Source organism: Methanomassiliicoccus luminyensis B10, assembly GCF_000308215.1.
Classification (GTDB): domain Archaea; phylum Thermoplasmatota; class Thermoplasmata; order Methanomassiliicoccales; family Methanomassiliicoccaceae; genus Methanomassiliicoccus; species Methanomassiliicoccus luminyensis.
Window position 1 is genome coordinate 29,446 of sequence record NZ_CAJE01000023.1, and the last position, 22,473, is coordinate 51,918.

At 62.6% G+C, this 22,473-nt stretch carries 27 protein-coding genes; 7 read left to right on the forward strand and 20 right to left on the reverse strand.

Annotated features, from left to right (window positions below):
* Window positions 1–84: 84 nt before the first annotated feature.
* Complete coding sequence (locus WYS_RS12370) at window positions 85–564, reverse strand: hypothetical protein (RefSeq protein WP_019178488.1); 480 nt, start codon at window positions 562–564, stop codon at window positions 85–87.
* Window positions 561–881 (reverse strand): rhodanese-like domain-containing protein, encoded by a 321-nt coding sequence (locus WYS_RS15365; RefSeq protein WP_019178489.1) that lies wholly within the window; start codon window positions 879–881, stop codon window positions 561–563. Before WYS_RS15365 ends, WYS_RS12370 begins: the two co-directional genes overlap by 4 nt.
* 116 nt (window positions 882–997) lie before the next feature.
* Between WYS_RS15365 and WYS_RS12380 the strand changes: the two genes are divergently transcribed.
* The gene (locus WYS_RS12380; RefSeq protein ID WP_019178490.1) at window positions 998–1,525 is read left to right on the forward strand and encodes a hypothetical protein; all 528 of its coding nucleotides are present in this window, start codon (window positions 998–1,000) and stop codon (window positions 1,523–1,525) included.
* Between the two features lie 24 nt (window positions 1,526–1,549).
* Here WYS_RS12380 and WYS_RS12385 read toward each other — a convergent pair whose 3' ends face one another.
* The 4 genes from WYS_RS12385 to WYS_RS15370 form a co-directional block, all read right to left on the reverse strand.
* Window positions 1,550–2,440 (reverse strand): AAA family ATPase, encoded by an 891-nt coding sequence (locus tag WYS_RS12385; RefSeq protein WP_019178491.1) that lies wholly within the window; start codon window positions 2,438–2,440, stop codon window positions 1,550–1,552.
* Window positions 2,441–2,464: 24 nt separating this feature from the next.
* Window positions 2,465–2,788 carry a hypothetical protein gene (locus WYS_RS12390; RefSeq protein WP_147654242.1) on the reverse strand — a complete coding sequence of 108 codons (324 nt, stop codon included), beginning with the start codon at window positions 2,786–2,788 and terminating at the stop codon, window positions 2,465–2,467.
* Window positions 2,789–2,819: 31 nt separating this feature from the next.
* Entirely contained in the window at window positions 2,820–3,203 is a 384-nt protein-coding gene (locus WYS_RS12395; RefSeq protein ID WP_147654243.1) for a hypothetical protein, read from the reverse strand.
* Between the two features lie 121 nt (window positions 3,204–3,324).
* Window positions 3,325–4,278 (reverse strand): Lrp/AsnC family transcriptional regulator, encoded by a 954-nt coding sequence (locus WYS_RS15370; protein WP_019178494.1) that lies wholly within the window; start codon window positions 4,276–4,278, stop codon window positions 3,325–3,327.
* Between the two features lie 89 nt (window positions 4,279–4,367).
* Here WYS_RS15370 and WYS_RS16490 point away from each other — a divergent pair, with 89 nt between their 5' ends.
* On the forward strand, window positions 4,368–4,787 hold the full coding sequence (locus tag WYS_RS16490; protein WP_236993829.1) for a DUF6677 family protein: 420 nt from the start codon (window positions 4,368–4,370) through the stop codon (window positions 4,785–4,787).
* Between the two features lie 106 nt (window positions 4,788–4,893).
* Window positions 4,894–6,339, forward strand: a complete 1,446-nt coding sequence (locus WYS_RS15380; RefSeq protein ID WP_019178496.1) for an NYN domain-containing protein — start codon at window positions 4,894–4,896, stop codon at window positions 6,337–6,339.
* Here the strand turns inward: WYS_RS15380 and WYS_RS15385 are convergent.
* The 7 genes from WYS_RS15385 to WYS_RS12445 all read right to left on the reverse strand — a co-directional run bounded on the left by WYS_RS15385 (window position 6,320) and on the right by WYS_RS12445 (window position 11,385).
* Window positions 6,320–6,913, reverse strand: coding sequence for a DUF998 domain-containing protein (locus WYS_RS15385; RefSeq protein WP_019178497.1), 594 nt, complete (start codon window positions 6,911–6,913; stop codon window positions 6,320–6,322). The two genes, WYS_RS15380 and WYS_RS15385, sit on opposite strands and share 20 nt — an antisense overlap.
* A 7-nt stretch (window positions 6,914–6,920) precedes the next feature.
* Window positions 6,921–7,547, reverse strand: a complete 627-nt coding sequence (locus tag WYS_RS15390; RefSeq protein ID WP_019178498.1) for a DUF998 domain-containing protein — start codon at window positions 7,545–7,547, stop codon at window positions 6,921–6,923.
* Window positions 7,548–7,611: 64 nt separating this feature from the next.
* Window positions 7,612–8,235, reverse strand: a complete 624-nt coding sequence (locus WYS_RS12425) for a TMEM175 family protein (protein ID WP_019178499.1) — start codon at window positions 8,233–8,235, stop codon at window positions 7,612–7,614.
* A gap of 33 nt (window positions 8,236–8,268) precedes the next feature.
* Entirely contained in the window at window positions 8,269–8,712 is a 444-nt protein-coding gene (locus WYS_RS12430) for a hypothetical protein (protein WP_019178500.1), read from the reverse strand.
* A 60-nt stretch (window positions 8,713–8,772) separates the two neighbouring features.
* A complete protein-coding gene (locus WYS_RS12435; protein WP_019178501.1) occupies window positions 8,773–9,048 on the reverse strand; it encodes a hypothetical protein in 276 nt (91 codons plus the stop codon).
* Window positions 9,049–9,073: 25 nt separating this feature from the next.
* A complete protein-coding gene (locus WYS_RS12440) occupies window positions 9,074–10,726 on the reverse strand; it encodes a methylamine methyltransferase corrinoid protein reductive activase (protein ID WP_019178502.1) in 1,653 nt (550 codons plus the stop codon).
* A 161-nt stretch (window positions 10,727–10,887) separates the two neighbouring features.
* Window positions 10,888–11,385 carry a flavodoxin family protein gene (locus WYS_RS12445; protein ID WP_019178503.1) on the reverse strand — a complete coding sequence of 166 codons (498 nt, stop codon included), beginning with the start codon at window positions 11,383–11,385 and terminating at the stop codon, window positions 10,888–10,890.
* A gap of 93 nt (window positions 11,386–11,478) precedes the next feature.
* On the opposite strand from WYS_RS12445, the gene WYS_RS12450 reads away from it, so the two are divergent.
* A complete protein-coding gene (locus WYS_RS12450; RefSeq protein ID WP_147654245.1) occupies window positions 11,479–12,207 on the forward strand; it encodes an ArsR/SmtB family transcription factor in 729 nt (242 codons plus the stop codon).
* A 26-nt stretch (window positions 12,208–12,233) separates the two neighbouring features.
* Here the strand turns inward: WYS_RS12450 and WYS_RS12455 are convergent, their stop codons facing one another.
* From WYS_RS12455 to WYS_RS12480, 6 genes are all read right to left on the reverse strand, one after another.
* A complete protein-coding gene (locus WYS_RS12455; protein WP_019178505.1) occupies window positions 12,234–13,031 on the reverse strand; it encodes an aldo/keto reductase in 798 nt (265 codons plus the stop codon).
* A 28-nt stretch (window positions 13,032–13,059) separates the two neighbouring features.
* A complete protein-coding gene (locus WYS_RS12460; RefSeq protein ID WP_147654246.1) occupies window positions 13,060–14,049 on the reverse strand; it encodes a hypothetical protein in 990 nt (329 codons plus the stop codon).
* A gap of 46 nt (window positions 14,050–14,095) precedes the next feature.
* The gene (locus tag WYS_RS12465; protein ID WP_147654247.1) at window positions 14,096–14,494 is read right to left on the reverse strand and encodes a hypothetical protein; all 399 of its coding nucleotides are present in this window, start codon (window positions 14,492–14,494) and stop codon (window positions 14,096–14,098) included.
* Window positions 14,495–14,533: 39 nt separating this feature from the next.
* Window positions 14,534–15,334, reverse strand: a complete 801-nt coding sequence (locus WYS_RS12470; RefSeq protein WP_026069095.1) for a 4Fe-4S binding protein — start codon at window positions 15,332–15,334, stop codon at window positions 14,534–14,536.
* Between the two features lie 21 nt (window positions 15,335–15,355).
* Entirely contained in the window at window positions 15,356–17,329 is a 1,974-nt protein-coding gene (locus tag WYS_RS12475) for a DEAD/DEAH box helicase (protein WP_019178509.1), read from the reverse strand.
* A 64-nt stretch (window positions 17,330–17,393) separates the two neighbouring features.
* Window positions 17,394–18,221 carry an aldo/keto reductase gene (locus tag WYS_RS12480; RefSeq protein WP_019178510.1) on the reverse strand — a complete coding sequence of 276 codons (828 nt, stop codon included), beginning with the start codon at window positions 18,219–18,221 and terminating at the stop codon, window positions 17,394–17,396.
* Window positions 18,222–18,691: 470 nt separating this feature from the next.
* On the opposite strand from WYS_RS12480, the gene WYS_RS12485 reads away from it, so the two are divergent.
* Together WYS_RS12485 and WYS_RS12490 are read left to right on the forward strand one after the other, a co-directional pair.
* The gene (locus WYS_RS12485) at window positions 18,692–19,270 is read left to right on the forward strand and encodes an acetate uptake transporter (RefSeq protein ID WP_026069096.1); all 579 of its coding nucleotides are present in this window, start codon (window positions 18,692–18,694) and stop codon (window positions 19,268–19,270) included.
* A gap of 190 nt (window positions 19,271–19,460) precedes the next feature.
* Window positions 19,461–20,015 (forward strand): hypothetical protein, encoded by a 555-nt coding sequence (locus WYS_RS12490; protein ID WP_162137739.1) that lies wholly within the window; start codon window positions 19,461–19,463, stop codon window positions 20,013–20,015.
* A 225-nt stretch (window positions 20,016–20,240) separates the two neighbouring features.
* On the opposite strand, the gene WYS_RS12495 is transcribed toward WYS_RS12490, so the two are convergent.
* On the reverse strand, window positions 20,241–21,197 hold the full coding sequence (locus tag WYS_RS12495; protein WP_147654249.1) for a hypothetical protein: 957 nt from the start codon (window positions 21,195–21,197) through the stop codon (window positions 20,241–20,243).
* 319 nt (window positions 21,198–21,516) lie between these two features.
* On the opposite strand from WYS_RS12495, the gene WYS_RS12500 reads away from it, so the two are divergent.
* Window positions 21,517–22,392, forward strand: coding sequence for a UbiA family prenyltransferase (locus tag WYS_RS12500; protein WP_201798810.1), 876 nt, complete (start codon window positions 21,517–21,519; stop codon window positions 22,390–22,392).
* The last annotated feature ends 81 nt before the right edge of the window (window positions 22,393–22,473 follow it).

Genomic DNA, 22,473 nt, shown 5'->3' on the forward strand with positions numbered 1-22,473 from the left:
ATTATAATAACGTCCTGCTATGACTCTCACAAAAGATAACATAACGTCACGATGAGGACGTGCCCTGCCCTTATGTCAACAGCGTCAGCGGGACCACGCCGCGCGGACCGCCGCGGACAGGGCGCCGGCCACCAGCAGGGAGGCTATCAGCACCGCGAGGTTCTGGAATCCCGTGAAGCCGTCGGCATAGTACAGCAGCCAGAGGACTAGGAACACCGCCCATCCCAGCCAGATGATCCGCCTTGCCCACCTTTCCCGCCGCTCCCCGGCGGGGCGGGACCACTCGCGGCCGGGGCCGTACATCATTCTCATGCGCATGCCGAACCCCGCCCAGACCGCACCCAGCGCGCCGAACAGGACCACTAGGGAGATGAGCGCCATGGCCAGATTCTGATATATGTCCAGGTCCGAGGCGAAGAAGGACAGCCACAGGATGACGAAGGCCAGCCATGCGGCCAGCGTCAGTATGGTGGCGGGGACCCTCCACTCGAGCCCGCTGGTGGGCGGCCGGTCGTCCACCTCCCTCACCGGCACCTCGCTCCAGCGGTCCGGGGGTGCGTTCATTTCATGAACTCCTTTTGCACGCCCCTCTTCCATCCCATGAACCCGCCCTCCAGGACCCGGACGTCCTTGAACCCCTGCTCCGAGAGGTCCTGGGCCACCTTCCTGCTCTCCCCGCCGGCCCGGCAGTACACGATCAGGGTCTTGTCTTTGTCTAGGTCCTTCACGTCCTCGTCCGGCTCATCGATGGGCATGTTGATGGCGAGGGGCACGTGCTCCGCCTCGAAGTCCACTTTCTCCCGGACGTCCAGGATGGTGCACTTGTCCTCCTTGGCGGCCTCCTTCATCTGCTCCGTGCTGATGTTCCTGACAGGGCTCATATGTTCGAAGTGCGGGCAGGTGATTGATATAACTTGTTCGCCGCGAAAGGTGTCGCATCGCTTTACCAAAGAATGCCATAGTGCATTTTAAATTCATGATGGGGGATTCATATGCAATGAGCCTTCACGCATCTTATGTCTTTTTGAAGGGCATGCACCGATTGAACTTCCCAGACATTATGCGAGAGATTGGATATGCCCAGGATGACGGGACTGCCGTTAAGGCCGTGAACACGCTTGATGATGTGGATCATGGAGAGATCGCAATTTGGCAAATGAATGATTGGACTGTAATTTTCGATCCCGATATGTCCATATCTATGATGGATGAGGAGCTCAGGAAGCTTTCTGAGATCAGGGCGACAACGGTCTTTGTCATGGGATGTTCAGGCTCTGTCGGATCTTATTGGTTCTCCCTTTATGAGAATGGGATAACGAAACGCAAGTTCGCGGCATATGAGGGGGAAATCGAGGAGAACAAGGGCACCCAGTTGACCGTCGAAAGGGGAAAAGATAACGAATGGATGACTGACGAAGAAGGAATGATTGGGGTCACTGCAGCGGTGACGGGAATAGATGCATACAGCATACCTGACTTTGTTAGAGAATCCAAGATGCTCGTTGGAAAATTCGTTGAGAAGTAAGGATCTCAGCGTCGAGCGGCCGTCTCAGCCCCAGATCTCCAGCTCCTTGTCCACCGCCCCGGCGGCGCGGAGGGCCTCCACCTCTGAGGGGTCGGATAATAGGAAGATGACCTGGCGCCCCTCAAAGAAGTTCAGCATGGCCCGAAGCGCGCGTCCCTTGAGCTCGGCGCCCATGCCATGAAAGGGATCGTCGAGGAAGATGGGGCAGTTGCCGTCCCGGTCATGGGCCTTGATGAATCCGAGGGAGTGGGCGAGCAGGGCCATCTGGACCTCCTGGGCCTCCACCTCCCCGCCAGGGTCGATCCCCACCTCCGGCCGCCCTATGGGGTCGTAGGCCACCAGGTCGATCATCGAGCTCGGGCAGGCCTCGAAGAACAGTGCGGTGGCCTGCGCCCCCGCTCTGAGCGGCAGGTCGGTGCAGCACCACTCGCCGCTGGCCATCACCGCCTTCTCGATCCTGCCGGAGCCGCCCATGAGGCCGGGTCCGCTGACTAGGTTGGAGTACGCGCAGGCGTTGGGGAACAGCTCCTCCTGGAGGTCGATGAACTCGTCCTCGTCGTTGGGCCTTCCTTGGGCCGCCTTGCCGTTCTGGTCGACCAGGGACCACCTGATGTTCTGTGCTTCCGCCCCGCCATCCGCGGGGCAGGAGGCGGACCTCTCCAGGCGAGCGCCCCCCTCGAACCCCAAAGCAACCATGACCTCGGCACCGCCCCGGCACATCTCCTGGGCATTGGCGATCTCTGAAGTGTCAGCGGCCCCGCTCCCGAAGAGGCACCATGTTATCGCTTCCAGGACAGTGGTCTTCCCATTCCCCAGGGGCATCGATATGACCGTCACGTCGTCCCCGAGCTCCAGCTCGACCTCGCCCTGATATCTTCGGTAGTTGCGCATGGTGATGGAACGAAGGACGGCCATGAGGGAGCCTATGCGCCCTCGCCTTTAAATTCCTTCACCGAGCGTGCCGAGCAGCCTATCCAGCTCTGCCTGCACGTCGTCATCGTTCGAACGCTTGATCGCCACCACCCACTCGCCGTCGAAGTGCTGGAGCGTATACCCCATCTCTACCCAGCGGCATAGCCATCCGACCTTGGCCTCAAGCTCCAGGCGGTCTACCGGCGATCCCGTGGGCAGCAATATCAGCAACGCCTCGATGCAGAGCATGACCCTCCCTTGGCGATGAGCTGCGATGAGCCCGAGGCGGAGGCCGTCCCGCTCCAGGACAGGAACGAACGCCTCCCCCTCAGCCCTTGCCTTCCTCTTCAACTCCTCCAGTCCAACAGGCAGCATGGTGCGCCTAGTGCAGCAGGGGGATCAGGTACCCGAACCCCAGGGCGTAGACGAAGTTCAGCACCGTGTACAGCTGCCAGTTGGGGGCAAAGCCGCCACCGTATATCGGCAGGAACTCCATCGCCGTCAGCGCGACGGCCAGCCCGGCCGCCAGGACCAGGAAATGCTGCGGTCCCCAGTCCCATTGCTGGGACAGCGCGCCGTACGCGATCGCGGCGAACACGCCGAACACCACCGAGATCAGGGCCCACTTGCCCGCCCAGCCCGCCACATTGCCAGATACGTCAGTCAAGTGAGGCCCTATGGCCATCACCGCGACGGCGCTCACGGCGCCTACCGCCGCCCCAACAATAAGGCCGTCCTTCATTGTCTCAACGCTTATCAGATCCATGTCATCATGTCCCCGGGCCGTTCCCGGGCCCGTAGACGGCGAGGCCTTCGACGGTTGATATCCGCGTGTTCAAGCGGTGCGGGAAATAACGGCAATGGAAGGCATCAAGATGTGCGACGCGTCAACGACTCTGTTGATAATCCTTCAGAACGCTTCCGCTGGCCGCCCTCTCGGCCACCAGCCTATCGACCCACGTATCGAATCGGTGCTCCGAGATGATGATGTCGGGGAACACCGAGTCCACACCCCCCTCGTCCCGGACGATGCCGGTGATCTCGTCGATGCCCTTTAGAGTAGGGGCCCAGACCACCAGGAAGATGAAGTCCGGGAGGTTGCTGAACGTGATAACCGAGATGATGCGGCCGTCGCTCTTTCCGGCCAGGTCGTTGATGACCTTGGACCGGTCCGCTCCCTGATTCATACGGATGTGCAGCTGCGCCACGATCTCCCCCGACGCCGAGGGATGCCAGTCGATGGTAGTGCTGATGGCCCCGATGTCAATGAGCCTGGAAAGCCTCCTGCGGGCAGTGGCGGCGGAGACGTGAAGCTCGGAGGCGATGTCCTCCACAGGCTGCCTGGAATCGTCCTTCAGGGTACGGACGATACGGTAGTCCAACGGGGTCAGCGAGGCCTCCCGGTCCGCTGCGGCGGTCCTGTCCGCCCCTACCCGGGTCATGGACATCAGTCCGATGGCCAGGTCGGTCAGCTTCGCCTCCCTTTTAACAAACCCCACGTAATCATCGAGATCGGAGTGATCTCGCAGCACCGCCCCGATGGATAGGCGGTTCCGCCCGGTGACCACTACAATGTAGGTGCGGTCGTCGAGGGAGAGGGCCTGCACGACCTGGTCCATGCTCTTGGCCTCTGATGTCCCGAAGATGTACGCCACCGCCGCATTGAGGTAGCTGAACGAAAGAGAGGCGGTGAATCCCCTGATGACATCGTGCGCCTGAAGCACCTGGATGCGCCGGTGGACCGCCTGAATGCTGAGGCCCAGCCGGTCCGAGAGGTCCCGGTAGGAGATGCGGGAGTCGAGAATGAGCATGCCGCACAGGCGGACGTCCACGTCGTCCATTGACCACGAGAACGCTGGCCCAACTCATAAGGATATGTGACCCAACCCTAATGTACGTCGGGCGACGTGGAAAAATCGAGGCAATGGAAATGGTCCGCGACGAGTCACCGTCATCACCGTGGTATGATGTCCGGGGGAGGAAGGTCGTCGACAACATCAGCCGGCCGTTCGACGAAGGCTTCGGCACCGACGAGGAGGTCCCGAGGTCGTACCAGGCCCCCGACCCCTCCCCGCCGCCCTGGCGGCCATCCCGCCGGCCATGGGTGAAGAGCACCCCCCTGGCCGTCATACTGGCCATCCTGGTGCCCGGACTGGGCCACGTGTACCTGCGCAGGTTCGTCCAGGGCGCGGCCATATTCCTCATCGTGGCCGTCCTCCTGTTCTTCTTCTGGCTCATCGTCCCGGCCGTGATCGCGGCCTTTGTCTGGGCGTGGCAGGTCTACGACGCCTGGAGGACCTCCAAGGAATACAACCGCAGGGTCGTGGACACGGGGGGCCGGCCATGGTGACGGCAGGGAGAGCAGGACCCGAACAACAGCAGGCTATCGAGAGCCGTTGAGCTAGTTTATTATATGTCCCAATAATACTGGCACCTATAACGCCTGGAGAAATGCGATGAACGAGAAGAGGATAGAGGACAGGCAGCTGGCGTTCCTGGTCGACGGGGACAACGCTTCCGCAACGCACATCGAGGACATGCTCGCCGAGGCCTCCAAGTACGGCTCGGTCATCATCCGCCGCGTGTACGGCAACTGGACCGCCGGTGGGCAGGTCAACACCTGGAAGACCAAGCTCAAGGAGTACGCCCTGACCCCCTACCAGCAGTTCCCCAACATATCCAATCGCCACGTGACCAAGAACGCCACGGACATCGCGCTCATCATCGATGCCATGGACATACTCCATGACGGCATCGTCAAGGGATTCGTCATCGTCTCCAGCGATTCTGACTACACTTCCCTGGCGATTAAGATCAGGGAGCACGGGCTCTTCGTGATCGGCATCGGCAAGAAGGAAACGCACGACTCCTTCCGGCGCGCCTGCGACGTGTTCGTGTCCACCGAGAACCTGGGCAAGGGCGTGGAGGAGGAAGAGGACAGGGAAGCTCCGACCCCCAAGGCCCACCCCCGCCCCAGGAAGGTGCCGCGCGACGCCATGGACATACTGAACAAGGCGTTCGACTACGCCGTCAACGACGACGGCCGCGCGCTCAACGGCGATATCGGCGCCGCCCTGAGGAGGCTGGACCCCGCCTTCGACACCAGGAGCTACGGGAAGCCCTCCCTGCTCAACCTCATCGAGGAGCTGGACGACGTGTTCGAGGTGGAGCGCTCCGACCATGGCGCCATATTCGTGCGCAGGGCCGGGGACAAGAAGCTCTCCCCCACGCCGTCGGGGCCGTGCCCCGCTCCCGAGCGCAGGGAGGGCGAGGCCGCCCCGGCGCCGGAGCGCTCGGAGGGACGTACCGCCCTGGACGCCCTGCCCCTGCTGAATCAGGCCTACGAGGCCGCCGAAAAGAACCGCGATGGCACCGTGGACACGTTCAGGTTGTTCAAGGTCGCCCGCAAGATCGACCCCAGCTTCGACAGCGCGAAGTACGGGAAGGAGAAAATATCGCACCTGCTGGAGGCCCTTCCCTCCCATTTCACCCTGCTGCGCAGGGGCAAGAACATGCTGGTCCAGAAGGTCCAGAGGGTCGAGCCAGAGGAACTGCTCCCTACTCCCGAGCCCATGCCGGCGGAGGAGCCCGCGCCGGAGCCGGAGGCCCGGCCCGAGCCGATGGTCCCCATACGCAGCCAGATCGACGTGCTCAAGATAATCACCGCCGCCTTCGACGCCGTGGTCAAGGACGACGGGACCGCGTTCTTGCCTCAGATCTCCAAGGAGGTCAAGAGGCTCGCCCCGGACCTGGACTTCAAGGACTACGGGAAGAAGGGGGTGAGGGAGTTCATCGAGGAGTTCGACGACATCTTCACCATCACCAAGAACGGGCGCAACGTGTACGTGAGCAGGCGGAAGGGGAAGCGGCAGTCCCGCCCCATCAGCGAGCTTGTTCGGTGACGGCGCTCCCCGTGACGCATACCCTGCTGGCCAGCAGCGCCCCCAGGCCGATCATCCAGATGAACGCGGGATAGAGGATCATGCGCTCTATCCCTCCGACCCCGAGGCCCAGATCGTAGCCCAGGTTCGCGAACACGATCGCCCCCATGCTCATCAGCCCGAGGGCCGCGGACAGGTATCCCAGCGGCCTTCCCACCAGGCGGTAGGAGAGCAGCGCGGTCAGAGCGGCGAACAGGAACGCCAGGAGGGCCGAGGTGTTGTGGTAGGCGACCACGTACTCGTGGAATATCCCCACTCCCATGGCCCCTATGCTGGAAATGGCCAGCAGCACCGGCACCACTCGGTCGGCGCCATCTCGCCATAGGAAGTAGGAACCTGTCAGCCCCAGGAGCCCGAACAGGAACAGCGAGCCGTTGAACAGCATTGCGGACGGCTCCGGGCCCACCCCAAGGTCGCTGATGTAGTTCTGGCTGACACTGTAGCCAGGATACAGTATCTCGGCCATGTGCAGCCCCAGCAAAAAAATGGCCCCACCGATGAAGATGAGGAAACCCGCCTTCCGACGGTCGTCCATGCCTGTATTATTCCTGCCGAGGTGGTATATATTCATCGTCCCGGGCCCGCCGGGTCCCGCGCTCCTCCGGCGCGTCCCCGGAGCGGCCGGCCAGCAGCCCTCCCAGCGCCACCGTCCAGGTCAGGACGGGGTAGAGGACCATGCGCTCCATCCCTCCCGCCCCCAGCCCCAGGTATATGTCGGCGGCGAAGAGGGCCAGGGCCGCCAGGCTCGTGATCCCCAGCGCCCCCGCCAGGTATCCCAGCGGCTTTCCTGCGCGAGGGTACGAGAGCACCGCCACCAGGGCCCCGAAGAAGAACGCCAGGAATGCCGAGATCGTGTGGGGGGCGCCCACGCTCGAAGGGAACACTCCCACCCCCATCGCCCCGATGCCGGAGAACGCCAGCGCGCACGCCAGCTTGCGGTCCGGGGCGTCCCGCCGCAGGAGGAGGGCGGCCAGCGCCCCCAGGAGCCCGAACAGGAACACCGAGGAGTTGAAGATCAGGGAGGGGGCCGCCGGGCCCGTCCCCAGATCGCTTATCTTGTTCCCGCTCACGCTGTACCCCGGGTACAGCGCTTCGGCAACGTGGATCCCCAGGAGGAACAGCGCCCCTCCCGCCAGAAGGAGGAGCCCGGCCTTGTGCCCATTGTCCATGATATCATCATCGGCGAGGGCCTAATAAAGCGTTCAATCCCACCGCGCGGGCGCGGGGCCGATCTCACGCTCCGTCATCTTCTCCGCCATACCTCTCGCGGGCCCGCCTGACCAGGTACCCGTGCCCGATCACCCCCAGGGGGATGGACACGTACCAGATGAGGAAGCGCACCGGCAGGTCGAACAGGGCCAGGGTCCAGAAGACCGGGAGGGCGGAGGCGAGGAAGATGGCCGCGTCGATCAGGCGGGAATTGCGGGCGGCCACGAAGGCCTCGCGCCCCTCCACTCCCTGGCGGAAGGCCTGCTGATTGAAGCCGGCCATGATGAGCCATATCCCTCCCAGGTCCAGCGCGTACAGCGTGGAGGCCCCGTTCAGCAGTTCGGGATAGTTCTGGGAGTTGACGTCGAAGGCCATGACGTTCAGCAGGTACGGCTCGATGGCCACCAGGAGAAGGAGGGCCACGTTGAGGACCAGCAGCCGGGGCGATTCGATCTTGAGGCGGGAGATGATGCGCGAGTACGAGATCCACACCGAGATGAGGATGAGGAAGCTGAAGGTGAACCAGAACAGGCCGGTGAGTACGTCGGAGATGTCGTCCTCGGAACGGTTGATGAGGGCTATGGCTCCTATGGACAGGGCGAGCCCGAACACCAGATCGGTCAGGTCCTCTATTCTGACCTTGAACATGCCGTGGCTAACAAGGCAGCCGCGACTATTTCATCATCGCACCAGCATCGATATCGCCCACCCCGCGCCGAACACTATGAGCGCGGAAGCGAGCACCGCGCCGAGGTTCTGGTACAGCGTGAAGTCGGAGGCGAAGAAGAATAGCCAGATCACCATGAACGTCAGCCAGATGATGCCGGTGAGGCCGCCGATGACGGACTTCTTCTTCGGGTTGGGAAGGTAGTACCCGTAACCCTGGGGCATCTGCGGCCTCGGGTACTTGATCCCCCAGGTGACCCATGCCACTATCAGCACGGCCAGGAGGATGAGCACCGAGACCAGCATCACCGCCAGGTTCTGGCTTGAGCTCAGGTCGCCGGTGAAGAAATAGAGCCAGATCACGATGAAGACCAGCCAGGCGAAGGAGGCCACGATGGTGAGGACCGACCTCCACATGAGCCCCTTCTGCCTCTGGTCCTGAATGGGCACGCCCGCCATGTTATCCTCCCTGATTATCGCGCCATCGTAGATGAACGTTTGGAGGTCAAAGCCCCATCCTCAGCGCCTGGTCGACCTTCCCCGCAGGACGAAGCCGCCCCTCTCGACCTCCCTGCGGACCAGCCTTAGGACCGCCCCCGGGGTGCTCCGGGGCCTCAGCAGGTCCACCACCAGGGAGCCGTTACGCTTCCAGATGGTGCCGGGGATCGTTCCCAGGCATTTCGCCAGCCGCCCCATGTCATCGGTGCCGGGCCCGCCGACTATGCAGACCCCCCTCTCGCTCACGCCCATCGAGCCGACGGTCCGTCCCTCCCGGACTATGACATAGTCGTCCAAGCGCCCTGCCCCCGTCTTACAAGGATCACCCGGCGTTCACCAGGCCCTTGTGCAGCTCGTTGAACCGGTAGACCTTCTCGGGGCAGGCGCGCTCGCACCTCATGCATGCCGTCCCATTGCACAGGTCCGAGGACACTTCAAGCTCGAACCCGTCCCCTGCCTGCGACACCTTTAGGGCATGCTCGGGGCACTCCTTCACGCACGCCTCGCAGCCGATGCAGCCCTCGAAGGAGCCGCTGAGATGCACCCCGATGTCCCTCAGGACCTTGAGCCCCTTCGACCCCAGGTCCGGAATGTCCCTCTTGACCACCCTGATGACCTCGGCCGGCCTGATCTCCGAAGGGAGGGGCTGGATCTCCGCCATCTCCAGCATCATGTTGTACATGTCCATGGGCATACCTTCCTGCCAGTACGCCAGCTCCTGAACGAACACCTTCTCGAATATCGGGTCGCTGGCGAACATCACATGGTTGGCGCGTATCGAGTTCGCCAGTGTCTGGAGGTGATCGAGTAGCTCGGGGTCCTTAACCAGGTCCGTCGCCATGGCCAGCGAGGTGTTGCCGAACTGGTAGATCTTCTTGGGCGTGGGGGGAAGGAGGCCCACGCGCTGAGCTTTCAGCGCGTCGACGTAGGTCCCGGACGCTCCGCTCATGTACATGACGTCGAGCTGATCGAACATGAGGCCGGCATGCTCAAGCAGGGTGAAGTGGCCGGCCCTCATGGCCCCAAAGGTCTTGGCGGCCTCCAGGACATCGTGCTCGGTGAGAGTGATCCCGTCCTGCAGATGCAGCATGTTGTCCGCGGTGGTGATGTGGGGCCACTTGATGAGGCCGTATTCCATGGCCACGGCGATGGCGGCGATGACCCCCGTTCCCGTTACTCCCAGGGCACGTCCGTGCATCGGTCCGGGCTCCACCACGCTGCCGGTGTTCGGCTCGATCAAGTCCCCGTTCTGAGCGGTGATGGCGTCGTCAAGGACGGTGCATCTCCAGTACCCGTCGGAGTTGACGTCGCTGATGGCGCCGGGGGAGGCGAGCATGCCCGCCTTGATGGACTGCCCCTCAATGGCCGGACCGGCGGCCGCCGAGCCGGTGAGGATCTCATCGCCGACCTTAAGCGCCATTTCGGCGTTGGTGCCGTAGTCGGTCACCAGAATGTTCTCCTTCTGCTCGAGGAGCTTGGTCTGGTACATCATGGCCAGCGCGTCGGCGCCGATCTCATGGCGTATGGCCGGAGGGATCATGACCTGCACCTTGTCCGGAAGCTCCAGGCCCAGATCGACGGCGTCGATCACGCGGGCGTCCCGCCTTTGCGGCACCACGCCTCTCGACTTGAGGGCCTGCTCGCCAGCGAACGCGAGGTCCCGTATCTCCATGTTCTGGAACATCGACAGCTGGATGGGGTTGCCGCATATCGCGACCCTCTCTACCTTGTTCAGGTCGATCTCCAGCATCTTCATCAGCTTGTTGGACGTATCTATCAGCAGCCGGTGTGCTATGCCCCTGTCAACTTGGATGCAGAATGTCAAGTGGTCCATCACGTTCGCGCCCGGAACGGGGTGGCGGACGGTGATGGCGGTCGATACGATCTTATTGTCGCTCAGGTCGACAGCGTGCATCCTGGTGCCGCTGGTGCCAACGTCGATGGATATGCCGTAGCTCATCTGTATGCGCTCCATGAAATGTTCTGTCCGGCGCTCGTGATCATCAAGCCCGGGGGCGTGTAAGGTGCCGGCCCATTCCTAGACCCGGGCCGCTGAGGTCCAAAACCATATCGCATTCAGGATATTTGATGAGGGGGCAGGCCCCAAGGGCCTGCACCTCCCTATCCCTTCACGGTTCACTCGTTCCCGGACGCGATCTCCTTGGCGAACGCGCGCGCCCTGGAGCGGTCGGCGGCGTCGGGGTGTCCCGTGGTCAGGTGGCGCTGCTCCCCGAACATCCTCATGGCAGGGTCGGGCGAGCTCATCAGCTTGGTGGCGAGGTCCTTGTCCAGTACGCCCTGGCAGCTGAAGAAGCCCGCCAGGTTCGCGCCTTCTGCGGCGGCCCGGCAGTTATTAATTATGCCCTGCAGCGGGGGAGCCTCCGGGGACATGGCATGGGTGACGAACAACGCTATCTTCTTTCCTGCGGCCTTGTCCTTAAGGAACTCCTGGGCCTTCTTGGGCGCCCCGCCCGAGTTTACCGGGAACCCCACGAATACCAGGTCGTAGCCGTCGAGGTTCTTCACTTCATCCATTGGCTTGATCTCCTTTTTGCCAGGGACCGCCTCGAAAATGGAGTCGGCGATCATCTGGGTGTTGCCCGTGGTCGACATATAGGTGACTAAGGTGCTCATTCGATGCCTCCACCCTCCATGATGGCATGTTTAATATATGCCTATAACGTTTTAACATAAATGTATTAAGGTGGTGCTGTGGAAAGCGATTCATTGGAAAAGCGATTGGAGGACCTGGAGCAGGATTTCGACGCGCTGCGCGCCGCCACCATCGCTTCCAAGGAGAGAGAGTACCGGAAGCTGGTGCTGAAGCAGGTCCAGGAGGTGTTCGACGAGTTCAGCAAGAACGAGGTCGTGGACCGCATCGAATGCATGGACAACATCTACGACTGCTCCAAGCGGAAGTTCTGCAAGAACCAGATGCAGAGCAAGGTGGAAGCTATCAGCCTGGCTTACATGAGTGGAGACTACGATCGAGCCATATCGATGCTCGACGAGATAGAGAATGGGGTCCGGGGGCTCGGTTCGGACTGCGAATCTGGACAATGCCAAAAATATGTGCTCGTGCTCATCTCGGAGATCAGGACCGTGCTGACCCTGGCCATCAGGATAGAGAAGAAGGCCGGGGAGCTGCCGCCGAATGTCGTGCCTACGCAAGCCTCTCCCCTGGACTCGGTCACAGCGTCAGAGGCCCTGGCACCGCTGGCCCACCCCGCCCGGCTGGACATACTGGCCCATCTGGAGAACGGGGAGATGGGCTTTTCCGAGCTCAGCAAGGAGCTGGGCATGAAGACCGGGCACCTGCAGTTCCATCTTAAGACCCTGGAGAAAGGAGGGTACGTGAGAAAGGACCGCAAGGGCGGGAAATATCGCATATCCCTGCAAGGCGTCACCGCGCTGGATGGGCTGAGGGGCTTCATGTACAACCTGGTGCGGGTCTGAGTTCGCTTTAGAACGAGAGCCGGAGCTCAAAATCTGCCCACTTTGTCTATGGCCCCCATCTCTTCCGGGGTCAGGGAGAAGTCGAACAGCTCGGCGTTCTCCAGCATCCTGTCGCGGTGCGATGTCTTCACGATAGGCACCGCCCCCTTCTGCAGCACCCAGCGCAGGACCGTCTGGGCCGCGGTCCGGGAATGCCGGCGCGCGATCTCGCTTATGGCAGCATCCCTCAGGTCGGTCCCCCGCAGGGGGCTGTACGCCTCCAGCACGATCCCGCGGGACCTGCACCCGGCCAGCAGAGCATCGTCGCTGTTCTCCGGATTGAACTCCACCTGGTCCACTTCCGGGGTCACTCCGGTCCCCGCGGTCAGCTCGTCTACCTGCTCCAGGCTGAAGTTGCTCACCCCTATGGCTCCCACAGCCTCATCTTCCATCAACCGGATCATGGCCTTCCAGGTGTCCAGGTTCCTGCCCCCGGGCCAGTGGATAAGGTACAGGTCGACGCGGTCCAGGCCCAGCTTCCCCAGGCTGCGGTGGCAGGCCCGCATGGCGTTCTCGTAGCCGTGCTCATTGCTCCACAGCTTGGTGGTGACGAACAGCTCCTCTGGGTCGATCCCGCTCTGCCTGATGCCCTCCCCGACATCCTCTTCGTTATTGTACATGCTGGCGGTGTCGATAAGGCGGTAGCCGGCCTCCACGGCCTCGCGCACCGCCCTTGCGCAGGTCCCCCCGGCGAGCTTCCAGGTGCCGAACCCCAGGACCGGCATCTCCGAACCCCCGCCGAGGCGCACCCTGGAGCCCATTCTGAGAGAGTCGGTGACGATCATACGTGGTATGTTGGGAGCGGAGGATATTTCATTCTTGTTTCGAGGCCATCAGCGTCTTGTACCGGCGGACCTCGATGTTGTACTCGCGCACCATCTTCTGCTGGTGGTACAGGGCGAGGAGCCTGCGGTGGTGGTGGAGGTCCCTTGGCCCCAGCTCGACGAGCGCCTCCGCCTCGCCGATGGCCAGCATCACAAGTCCCTTGGCCTGGTACAGCTCGGCCTTGCGCTCCAGCGCCCTGGCCGTACCGGGCCTGATGGACAGAGCGATCTCGTACGCCTCGATGGCCGCATCGGCCTGCCCGGCGAGGTCCAGCGATCCCGCCCATCTCATGGTGGCCTCGAAGCAGTCCCCGTTTTCGGGCATCTCCAGCTCGCCGCTCAGGACGGAGGCGAACAGGATGTCCAGCGTGGGCAGGTCCAGGTCCAGGGCGTCGGAGAGGTCGCGCATTACCGCCGCCAGGTCGGCGTAGTCCTGGGCCGGTTCCAGCGGTTCGACGAGATCGTTCTCGATCAGGAACCTCGACGCTGCGGAGCTCGCCGCGGGCCAGCCAGCGGGGTCCTGGATGTGCCACACCGTCGAGAGCAGCTCGGGCCACCTCTCCGGGCGGGCCTGAGGGCGCTTCAGATCGCCCCTTTCCACCTGGTCCTCCGCGAAGGCCTCGAAGTCCAGCAGCCTCCCCTTGGCCTCCCCCAGGTCCTCCGGCAGCTCGAAGGCCCTCCGCAGCGCCGGCTCCAGATCGTCCACCGAAACGCCCAGGGCCAGGTCGCTCATGGCCTGCGACACCGCGCGGGAGGGAAAGGCGAAGGAGTCCCCCGTCCCCGCCTGGTCCATGCGGTACTTCACTGTGCCGAAGTTGACCTTCCGCTCCAGGAAGTCCGATACGGTCTCCCGCAGCTCCTCCGCGGCCGAGGTCCACGCCGAGCGCTCCTCGGCATGGTCATCCCTCAGTCCGGTGCTGACGAAAACGAAGTAGGCGCACCGAAGCCTCTGCAAGAACGTATCGTCCAGGCCGCTCAAGAACATCCTCCTATCGGTAAAGGGCGGGCGTATTTCACGGCTTCGCTTACCTGACCCTTTTGAAGTTCCCCATTATGTCGTACACATACCCGGCGAAGCGGAACTCGCCATTGGCCCCGCCGGTGCGGATGCTGTCCTGAATGGTGCCCAGTATGGAGGCCGCCAGGTCCTTCCGGTATTTCTCCTCCGGCAGGTGCACGGTGACGGCGCCGAACTCGTTGGCCGCGAACACATAGTCCTCGAGGTTCGCGACCTCCCCGGCGGTGGCCGCCGATTCCAGGAACTCGAGGTCCACGATCTTCCCGTCCCTCTCGCTCTTCACCACGCCGCGGGGGAGCACGTCATCCAGGACATAGCTCGCCTTGACGGCGGGGTCCTGCTTCTGCAGCTGCGCGGCCCGCCGTCCGGCCACGGTGTCCAGGACCGCCTTCTCCTGTTGCTTCATCGCTACCGAATCCGAGCACATAGCAAAAGCGTTTCGCGCTTACTTGCCGCCATATCTCCGGACGTGCTCCCATGCCCGGTGATATCGCTCGTGTCCCTCGCGGTCGGAGTACAGAGCGGCATCGGTCCTGGCGAAGTGCTTCCTGTCCCGGCCGACCGGGCATACCTTGATGCAGATGCCGCACGGCGACACGTGCCTCTTGTACAGCTCCTCGTGCTGGGAGACGCAGGCGGCCTTGTCCGTCAGCGCCTCGGGGTACTCGCCATCCGAGAGGGCCCCGACCGGACAGGCGCGGGTGCAGCGCATGCATCGGATGCACACATCTTCTTTCATGACTGGGTCCGCCGGCAGCTCCGCGGAGGTGAATATGGAAGTGAACCGCACTCTGGGCCCGTACCGCGGCGTCAGCAGCATGTTGTTCACCCCGAAGGTGCCCAGGCCGGCGTAGTACGCGGCGTGGCGGTGCGAGAAGAACGCCATCGGGCGTTCTTTTAGGACGCTCAACCCGCCGTACCCGTCCCGGGGGACCGACACCGATGGATGCCCCTGCTCGTTGAGCATGGTCGCGATGCGGTAGGCGTCCTGGTCCAGCAGGCGGTTGACCGTGCCGTACAGCTCGTGGTACCAGATGGACGGGGTGGTCTCCAGCACCGGCAGGTGCACCGGGATGCCGATCACGACGACCGACCTCGCTTCCGGAAAGATGGACCGGGGCCGGAACTCCGCAGGGACCTCGAGCTCGGATGCCTCGTCCCACCGCTCCGCCGGCGCGAACCCCACCATGGGGATGTCCAAGTGAGCGCACTTCGCCAGGACCTCGGACCTCAGGTCTGTCATCATGACCGAGATGGGCGGCCTGCCTTATTCGCGTTTGCTCTCCTTGGCCCTCTTCTCCTGCCTCTCCCTGATATCCGCCGGGAGCAGGGGGTGGAACGCCCCCTTGCGCTCGTAGGAAGCGAACTTGGCGATGGTGGTGCTGCGGTCCGCTCTCTCCACCACGACCATGTCCTCCAGCCTCTCCTTGACGATCCATGCCTGCCCGGAAAGAACGAAGATGTTGTCCACCGGCAGGTCCACCTGGCCGATCGGCGTTCCCGAACCTTCCTCCACCACCAGGATGCTCTCGAAGCCGGCGATGTTGGAGTACACCTTGGGGCCCAGGTCCAGGCAGCCCCTGTCCGCGAACAGCCTCCCGCCCTCCTCGCGCACGTACCCGCCCGAGCGGAGGGAGGCGAGGATCGACGCCACATCGTCCTTGGCGCACAGCCCGTCGAACAGGTCCTCGAAGAACCCCTCGCTGCGCGGCCCGCCGACCAGCGAGGACAGCACCTGCTGCACCGCCACCGACGGGTCGAACTCCATCTCCGGCGCCTCGAACTTGCCGCTGAGGATGGACTTGAAGACCCTCTCGTAGTAGAGCATGGTGCCTCCCTTTCCTACCGCCACCACGGAGATGCGGTCCCCCCGGCGGTTGGAGCGCCCGATGCGCTGCGCCAGGGACGAGACGGAGCGGGGGAGGGAGTGCAGGATCACCAGGTCGATGTCGCCGATGTCCACCCCCACCTCCAGCGTGGAGGTGCATGCGCACACCGCCCTCTCGCCCTCCTTTAGCAGCGCTTCCGCCTCCTTTCTCCTCTCCTTCTCCAGCTTACCGTGGTGCACCCTGAGGACCTCGGGAGGATAGTGGAAGCGCAGCGTGTTGTTGATGACCTCCTCGGCCTCCCGGGGGGTATTGCAGAACACCAGGACCTTGGAGGCCTTCTTCTGCCTCGCCCAGAACAGCGCGTTCTCCAGCTCGGGCACGATGTGGTATTCCAGCCCCCGGCCTCCCCCGGCCTGCACCAGCTTCGGCGAGTCCATGTATTTCGCCGCCACCTTGTCCGGCCTCCCCAGCGTGGCGGTCAGGGCGTACACGCGGAACCGCAGGCCCAGCTCCATGCGCATCCTCCGCAGAAGCGCCCTGGTCTGGTCGCCTCGGTAGGTGCTGTCGATCATGTGCACCTCGTCCAGCACCACTGCCTTCACGTTCTTGAGCTGGCGGCGCTTCCAGCACATCATCGAGTCCAGCGACTCCGGCGTGGTCACGATGACGTTCTGCGGATCGCTCTCGTTGAGGTCCTTGACGTCCCCGTCCCTCTGGGCCACCCTGACGCCGAGAGGCAGCAGGATGTCCTCCAGCCTCTGCCGGATGTCCGATATCAGCGCCCTGGTGGGGGAGATGTACACTACCGACAATCCCTTCCAGCCCTCTGAGATCATCATCTCCGTCAAGGGAGCGAACACCGCCTCGGTCTTTCCGCTGGCGGTGGACGAGAGAACCATCACGTCCCCGCCCTCCATTATCGCGGGTATCGACTTCCGCTGGATCTCCCTCAGCCCGCTGAACCGCCCGAAGAAGTTGTCCCCGGTAAGGGGGAGCATGGCGAGCACCCGCCGGTCCTCCTGCTCATCCTCAGATTCTTGGCTGGGCGGATCCAGCGTGCCGGAGAGCACCGAAGGCAGCTTGTCGGGCAGCTCCCTCGGGCGCGAGGCCCTCCGGGGCAGCGGAACGAAGGCCGGCCTGCTCGCCGGCGGGGCCGGTGAGGCGATCGGGGCGGGGGGTGAAGCGCTCCGCCCCCTCTTGGCCAGGGCGCTGTGGTGCTCCGCCTTCCGGGGGTTCCCTCTCTTGGAATAGATGTCCGCGAGGCGCAGATGTGCCTCCCCCAGCTCCGGGAGAACGGTCAGGGCGCGGATGTACGCGATGATGGCGTCGTCGATCTTCCCCATGTTCTCGAGGTCCAGCCCCAGGCGGTACTGCTCTTCCGCCCTCGCCTTCCTCGCCGCCTCGCCCTGCAACCTTCAGACCCGACCAGCGCATGCCGCCGGGATAGATAAAACATGGGAAGGGGTGCCCGAACTCTCAGGGTATGTCCGAGGGGTTCCAGGTGGTGTGGTAGTCCTCGTTGAGGGAGTCGAGCTCGGCCATGTCCCCCTCGGAGATGGTGAAATCGAACACCGCGGCGTTCTCGGCGAGCCTCTCCCGGTGCACCGACTTCGGTATCGCCACCATGCCCTTCTGCAGCACCCATCGGATCATCACCTGGGCGGCGGTGCGGCCGTACCTCTCCGCGACGGCGACCACGCGGGGGTCGCCCAGCTTCTTCCCCCTGGTCAGGGGGCTGTAGGCCTCCAGGACGATGTTGTTGGACCGGCAGTACTCCAGCAGCTCCTTCTGGTAGAGGAAGGGGGAGAACTCCACCTGGTCCACCATCGGCACCACCTCGGAATTGGCGATCACCTCGTCCAGATGACGGATCAGGTAGTTGCTCACCCCGATCGCTCGGGCCCGACCATCGTCAAGCAGCTTCTCCAGCGCCCTCCAGGTTTCCAGGCGCTTGTCGCTCTTGGGCCAGTGGATGAGGTACAGGTCCACGTAGTCCGTTCTCAGCAGCTCCAGGCTCCTGTCGAACGCGGCCAGGGCCTCATCGTACCCCTGGTCGGAGTTCCACACCTTGGTGGTGATGAAAACATCTTCTCGCGGCACCCCGCTGTTCGCCACCGCCCGGCCCACCGCGTCCTCGTTCTGATAATATGCGGCGGTGTCGATGTGCCGGTAGCCGAGATCGAGAGCGTCAAGTACGTTCTGGTAAGCCTCCCGGTTAGGTACCTTGAACACTCCTACGCCCAGGGAGGGCATGCGCACGCCGTTGGAAAGCTCGACGGTGCTTGTGAGGGAGAGCGATGCCATGGTGGGGAGGATATGTCGCGCAAAGGGATAAACAGTTTTCTTGACCCGTCCGACGGGGCCGGAGGCCCCCCGCGCTCCGCTCTATGCTATCCGTGGTTACCGTTACATACTGCTATGCAATACCGGCCGTACGGCATACGACGGACCTCGCATCCGTTAACGGCCCTCCGCAGAGGACTGGCCAATTGTTAAGAGTCCAATAATAATCGATACCCACATGGTGATTTGAGTCCTTGGAAGGATATTTTTTACAGACATAGAATAAACTGATTCCATGGATTACTTTATTAAACCCCGTCACTTGATTTTACCGTTGGTCTCGGCAGGAAGGTAATGTCGATGGTAGCGGTAGAGGGATCACGAAAGCCCTGCGGTTGCCAAAGTCCTTATTTTTCCAGGCCAAAGGCTACTAACACAAAACAAGGAGGATCAGGTGGGAAACATGATAAACGAAAAGGAGTTTGATTGCCATGAGTGAGAAATACGGAAATGCTGCGGCAATAGGGTTCATCGGCTTTGGACTGCCGACTGTTCTTCTCAGTCTGTCCTATGCCGGCGCCTACGCTGCCGACGCGATGCTCTTGGGCATGTTTATTTTCCTGGGCGGCTTTTGTGAGGTCGTCGCGGGTGCGATGCTTTGGAAGATGGGAGACACCTTCGCCTCTCTGGCCTTCACGGCCTTTGGGTTCTTCTGGCTAAGTCTGGCTGTGGTAAACCTCGCTCCTCTGCTGGGGTTCGCCGCTGCAGTCCCGGACTCTCTGGGATTCTATCTGCTCATGTGGGGCGTGTTCGCTGGCGGAATGGCCATCGGTGCGCTGAAGGCGCCTAGGGCGGTGCTGTTCCTGCTGGCCGGGCTGTCCCTGCTGTTCTTCCTGCTCGCCGCCGCCCAGTTCACCGGGAGTGCCGACATCCTCAAGATCGCCGGCATCTGGGGCATCATCGACGGTTTCTCCGGCGTGTATATCTCCCTGGCCCTCGTGATCAACGAGTCCATGGGCCGCGAGATCATACCCCTGTTCGCCCCCAAGGCCGCCAAGGCCGCGGCTTGAGCGCGCGAACGGGAAGCAGGAAAACGCCAAAGAGGGCGGGGAGCCCTCCCTTTCCAACTTTTAACTTTTACCCTTGTTCCATGCGCTTCATCGAACGGCGCCTTTTGGTTAACGTTCGGTACGTTCACGAAGCATGTTCACCCAATATTCTTATACAACGCACTTGAATTTTGCTCAAATGGTGACGGGGATGACCGTTGTAAGATGTCCAATATGCAGCGAGGAGGTGGCAGGCGCGGGCAAGGAAGGCCTTACCTCGAACCTGCGAGCACATTTGACCAGCGAGCACGAGGTGGACAACCAGCTCGAGGCGGAGAAGAACAGGCCTTATCTGGGCACCCGAGATGACTTCACGAGGCCGTCGGACGACTGCAGTGAGCATCAGTACATCGGGATCTGCTTGAACAAGGACGTATACGCCGATCAGGAACAGTTCGTGGGCAGATCGGACTGGAACGCCCAGAGCAGCCGGGCCCCCGAGAGGCAGTACATCGGCACCTCGGGCGACTTCGACAGCCAGAGCGGCCGGGGCAACATAAAGCAGTACGTGGGTGCCAGGGACGATTTCTCCCGGCCGGACGACGCCTGCCAGGAAAAGCAGTTCCTCGGGACGTGCTCCGCCACGCCGGGCGAGGCGCCGGCGGTGAAGTGCCCCGTATGCGGGCAGCAGCTGACCGGAGTGAGCGATCAGGAGCTGTCGGACAACCTGTGCGGGCACTTCGAAGCGAAGCACATAGTCAGATGAGCGGAGGCCGGGCCTCGAAGGCCCGGTAAAGCTCAACCTCGGCCGGTCCCTTTGCCGCTCCCCGGGAAAATGACGGCACGGTCCGGCCAGGACCAGGCTTGGCGTCCTGGCGCGGCGCAAAGTCCGAAGCGCGTTCACGGGCGCGACCTTGTTTTCTTTGATCATGCGAGCTCGCGCTCACGGGTAAAGGGGCAATAAAAAAGAAATGATGAAAGAGGTTTGGGCCTACTTTGCTGCGGTGGCGTTGAACGGTACCTGTATCACCTGCCCGCTTTTCTGGTCGCGGTACTCCATCAGGGTTGGGTCATCGGCGATCTTGTAGTACGCAGTGAACTGCGTGGACTGTCCGATGTCCAGGCTCTGAGACTTGAACGAGGTCATCTCAGGGTCCGGGACCGCCGCAGCGGTCTTGCTGTAGACTACCAGCCCCGAGGCGTTCACGTCGCGGCGGAGGTTCCAATCATTGGTGATGTTGGTCTGTACCGCGTAGTAAGCACCCTCGCGCGTACCGTTCCCTATGGTCTTCACCGTCAGCGTTCCGTTCTCCGGGACATTGATCGGGCTGATGCTCAGAGGCTGGGAGAGCGCCTTGCCGGTCTCGGGGTTGAACGACTGGAACGTCACGTTGTAGGTGCCGGTACGGTTGAAGATCAGGTTCACGTCGTCCCGGTGCGTGCTCGATCCATCGCTCTGCCAGACCGGACCTATGTCCGATGCGCCGTAATGGGTCCCGTTGATGTAGTTGAACGTCCAGTGCACAGAGTTGTTGTTACCGAAGTTGTGCTCTATGCCCTCCTGGTTGATCCCGCCAGGCTCCCTCTGGACGAACACCTTGGTGAGCACCGGGCCCTGGTATCCGTTGACCGGCGTGCTCACCACCTGGAACGCGCTCGATTCACCCCGCACGAAGGTGTAGCTGCCCAGCTGTCCCTGTCCAGGATACGCAGCGGACAGCGACACGTTGGCCGCGCTCTGGTTCATCGCTACGGGGCTGTTGACCGCCAGGGGGGTCTCGGTGATCTCACCCTCCGACCCTCCCCCGTTGAGCCAGTCCTGGTTGTTCAGGGCCAAGGCCGCAATGGCTGCTGCTATGATGATCACGGCGGCCGCCAAAATGGCCCACAGAGCCCTTCTCCGTCCGGGGGTCCTTCTGGGGGGAGGAGCTACTTCCCTCCTCTCCACAGGAGCGACCTCCCTTTTCTCCGCTGCGGGAGGGACGGGTTCGCAGGGCTCCTCGCCACTGACTCGACCCAATGGTTCTCCTTCATCATTCCTCATATCTCACGAGTCCTCCTTCTTTCAATGAGGCTGGAACATCTTTGGAACAAGCCGTATTTTAAGGACGTCCTTGGGGCTTTGCCATCTGGCAGTGCGTTGAGGAAGCCTCGCTAACGTACGTAAGACGTCATACCTATGCACGTTTGGGTTCGGCCGAATATGCCCCCTCTTCCCTGACGTAACGGCCATAACGGTTTTACCGATGGCATGCCATGGCGCCCTGTTGAACGATGCTAGCGCGAGTGCAGCGTCCCCGGCCGGGAAGATCAGGGCCCTCTCTGATCTGGTCCGACCCGAGCTGCCGGTGACCGCGGGCCTATGCGTGCTGGTGGGCCAGGTGCTGGCGCTGGGCGCGTTCCCGTCGGCAGGGGAGGCGTTCCTGGGCTTCCTGGTCGGCTTTCTTGTGTCCGGCTCAGCGATGATATCCAATGACTACTTCGACCTCGAGGTCGACCGGGTCAACCATCCCGGAAGGCCGCTCCCTTCCGGCAGGGTCACCGTCCATGAGCTGGCGGCCCTGGCGATAGCGTTCTCGGTCCTCGGCCTGCTCTCCGCGGCACTGCTTGGCCTTCCTGCCCTCGCTCTCGCCCTGGGCATATGGGCCCTGGGCCTGCTGTATAACTGGAGGTTCAAGGAGAGCGGGCTGCCCGGCAACCTGATGGTGGCCACCTCGGTGGCCTCGACCTTCGTGTTCGGGGGCGTGGCGGTGGGAGCGGTGAACGGGGCGGTGCTGTCCTTCGCCGCCCTGGCCTTCGTGTTCGACCTGGCGGAGGAGATCGCCGCCGGGGCCATGGACCTGAAGGGCGACGAAAAGAGGAAGGTCAGGACCCTGGCCAGGCTGAGGGGGAAAAGTTTCGCCCTCCGCGTCTCCGGCGCGCTGTTCGCTATGTTCATCGCCCTGAGCTTCCTGCCCTTCGTGATGGGCTGGCTCGGCGTAGTTTACCTGGTCCTCATCGTCATCGCCGATGCGGGGCTGGCTTATCTCGCCCTCAGGCTGATGAGGAGTGAGACTCCTGAAGAGGGAAGGGGGAGGATGCGCCAGCTGTACCTCTCGCTCGGCCTCTTCATAGTCGCGTTCATCGTCAGCAGGCTGCTTTGATCATCGCCCTGGCACGTTGCTGAGAGAGGATGTTTAAAAATACCGTTGAACATTAGCTCAGTAGGGCGTTCGGGACGATGT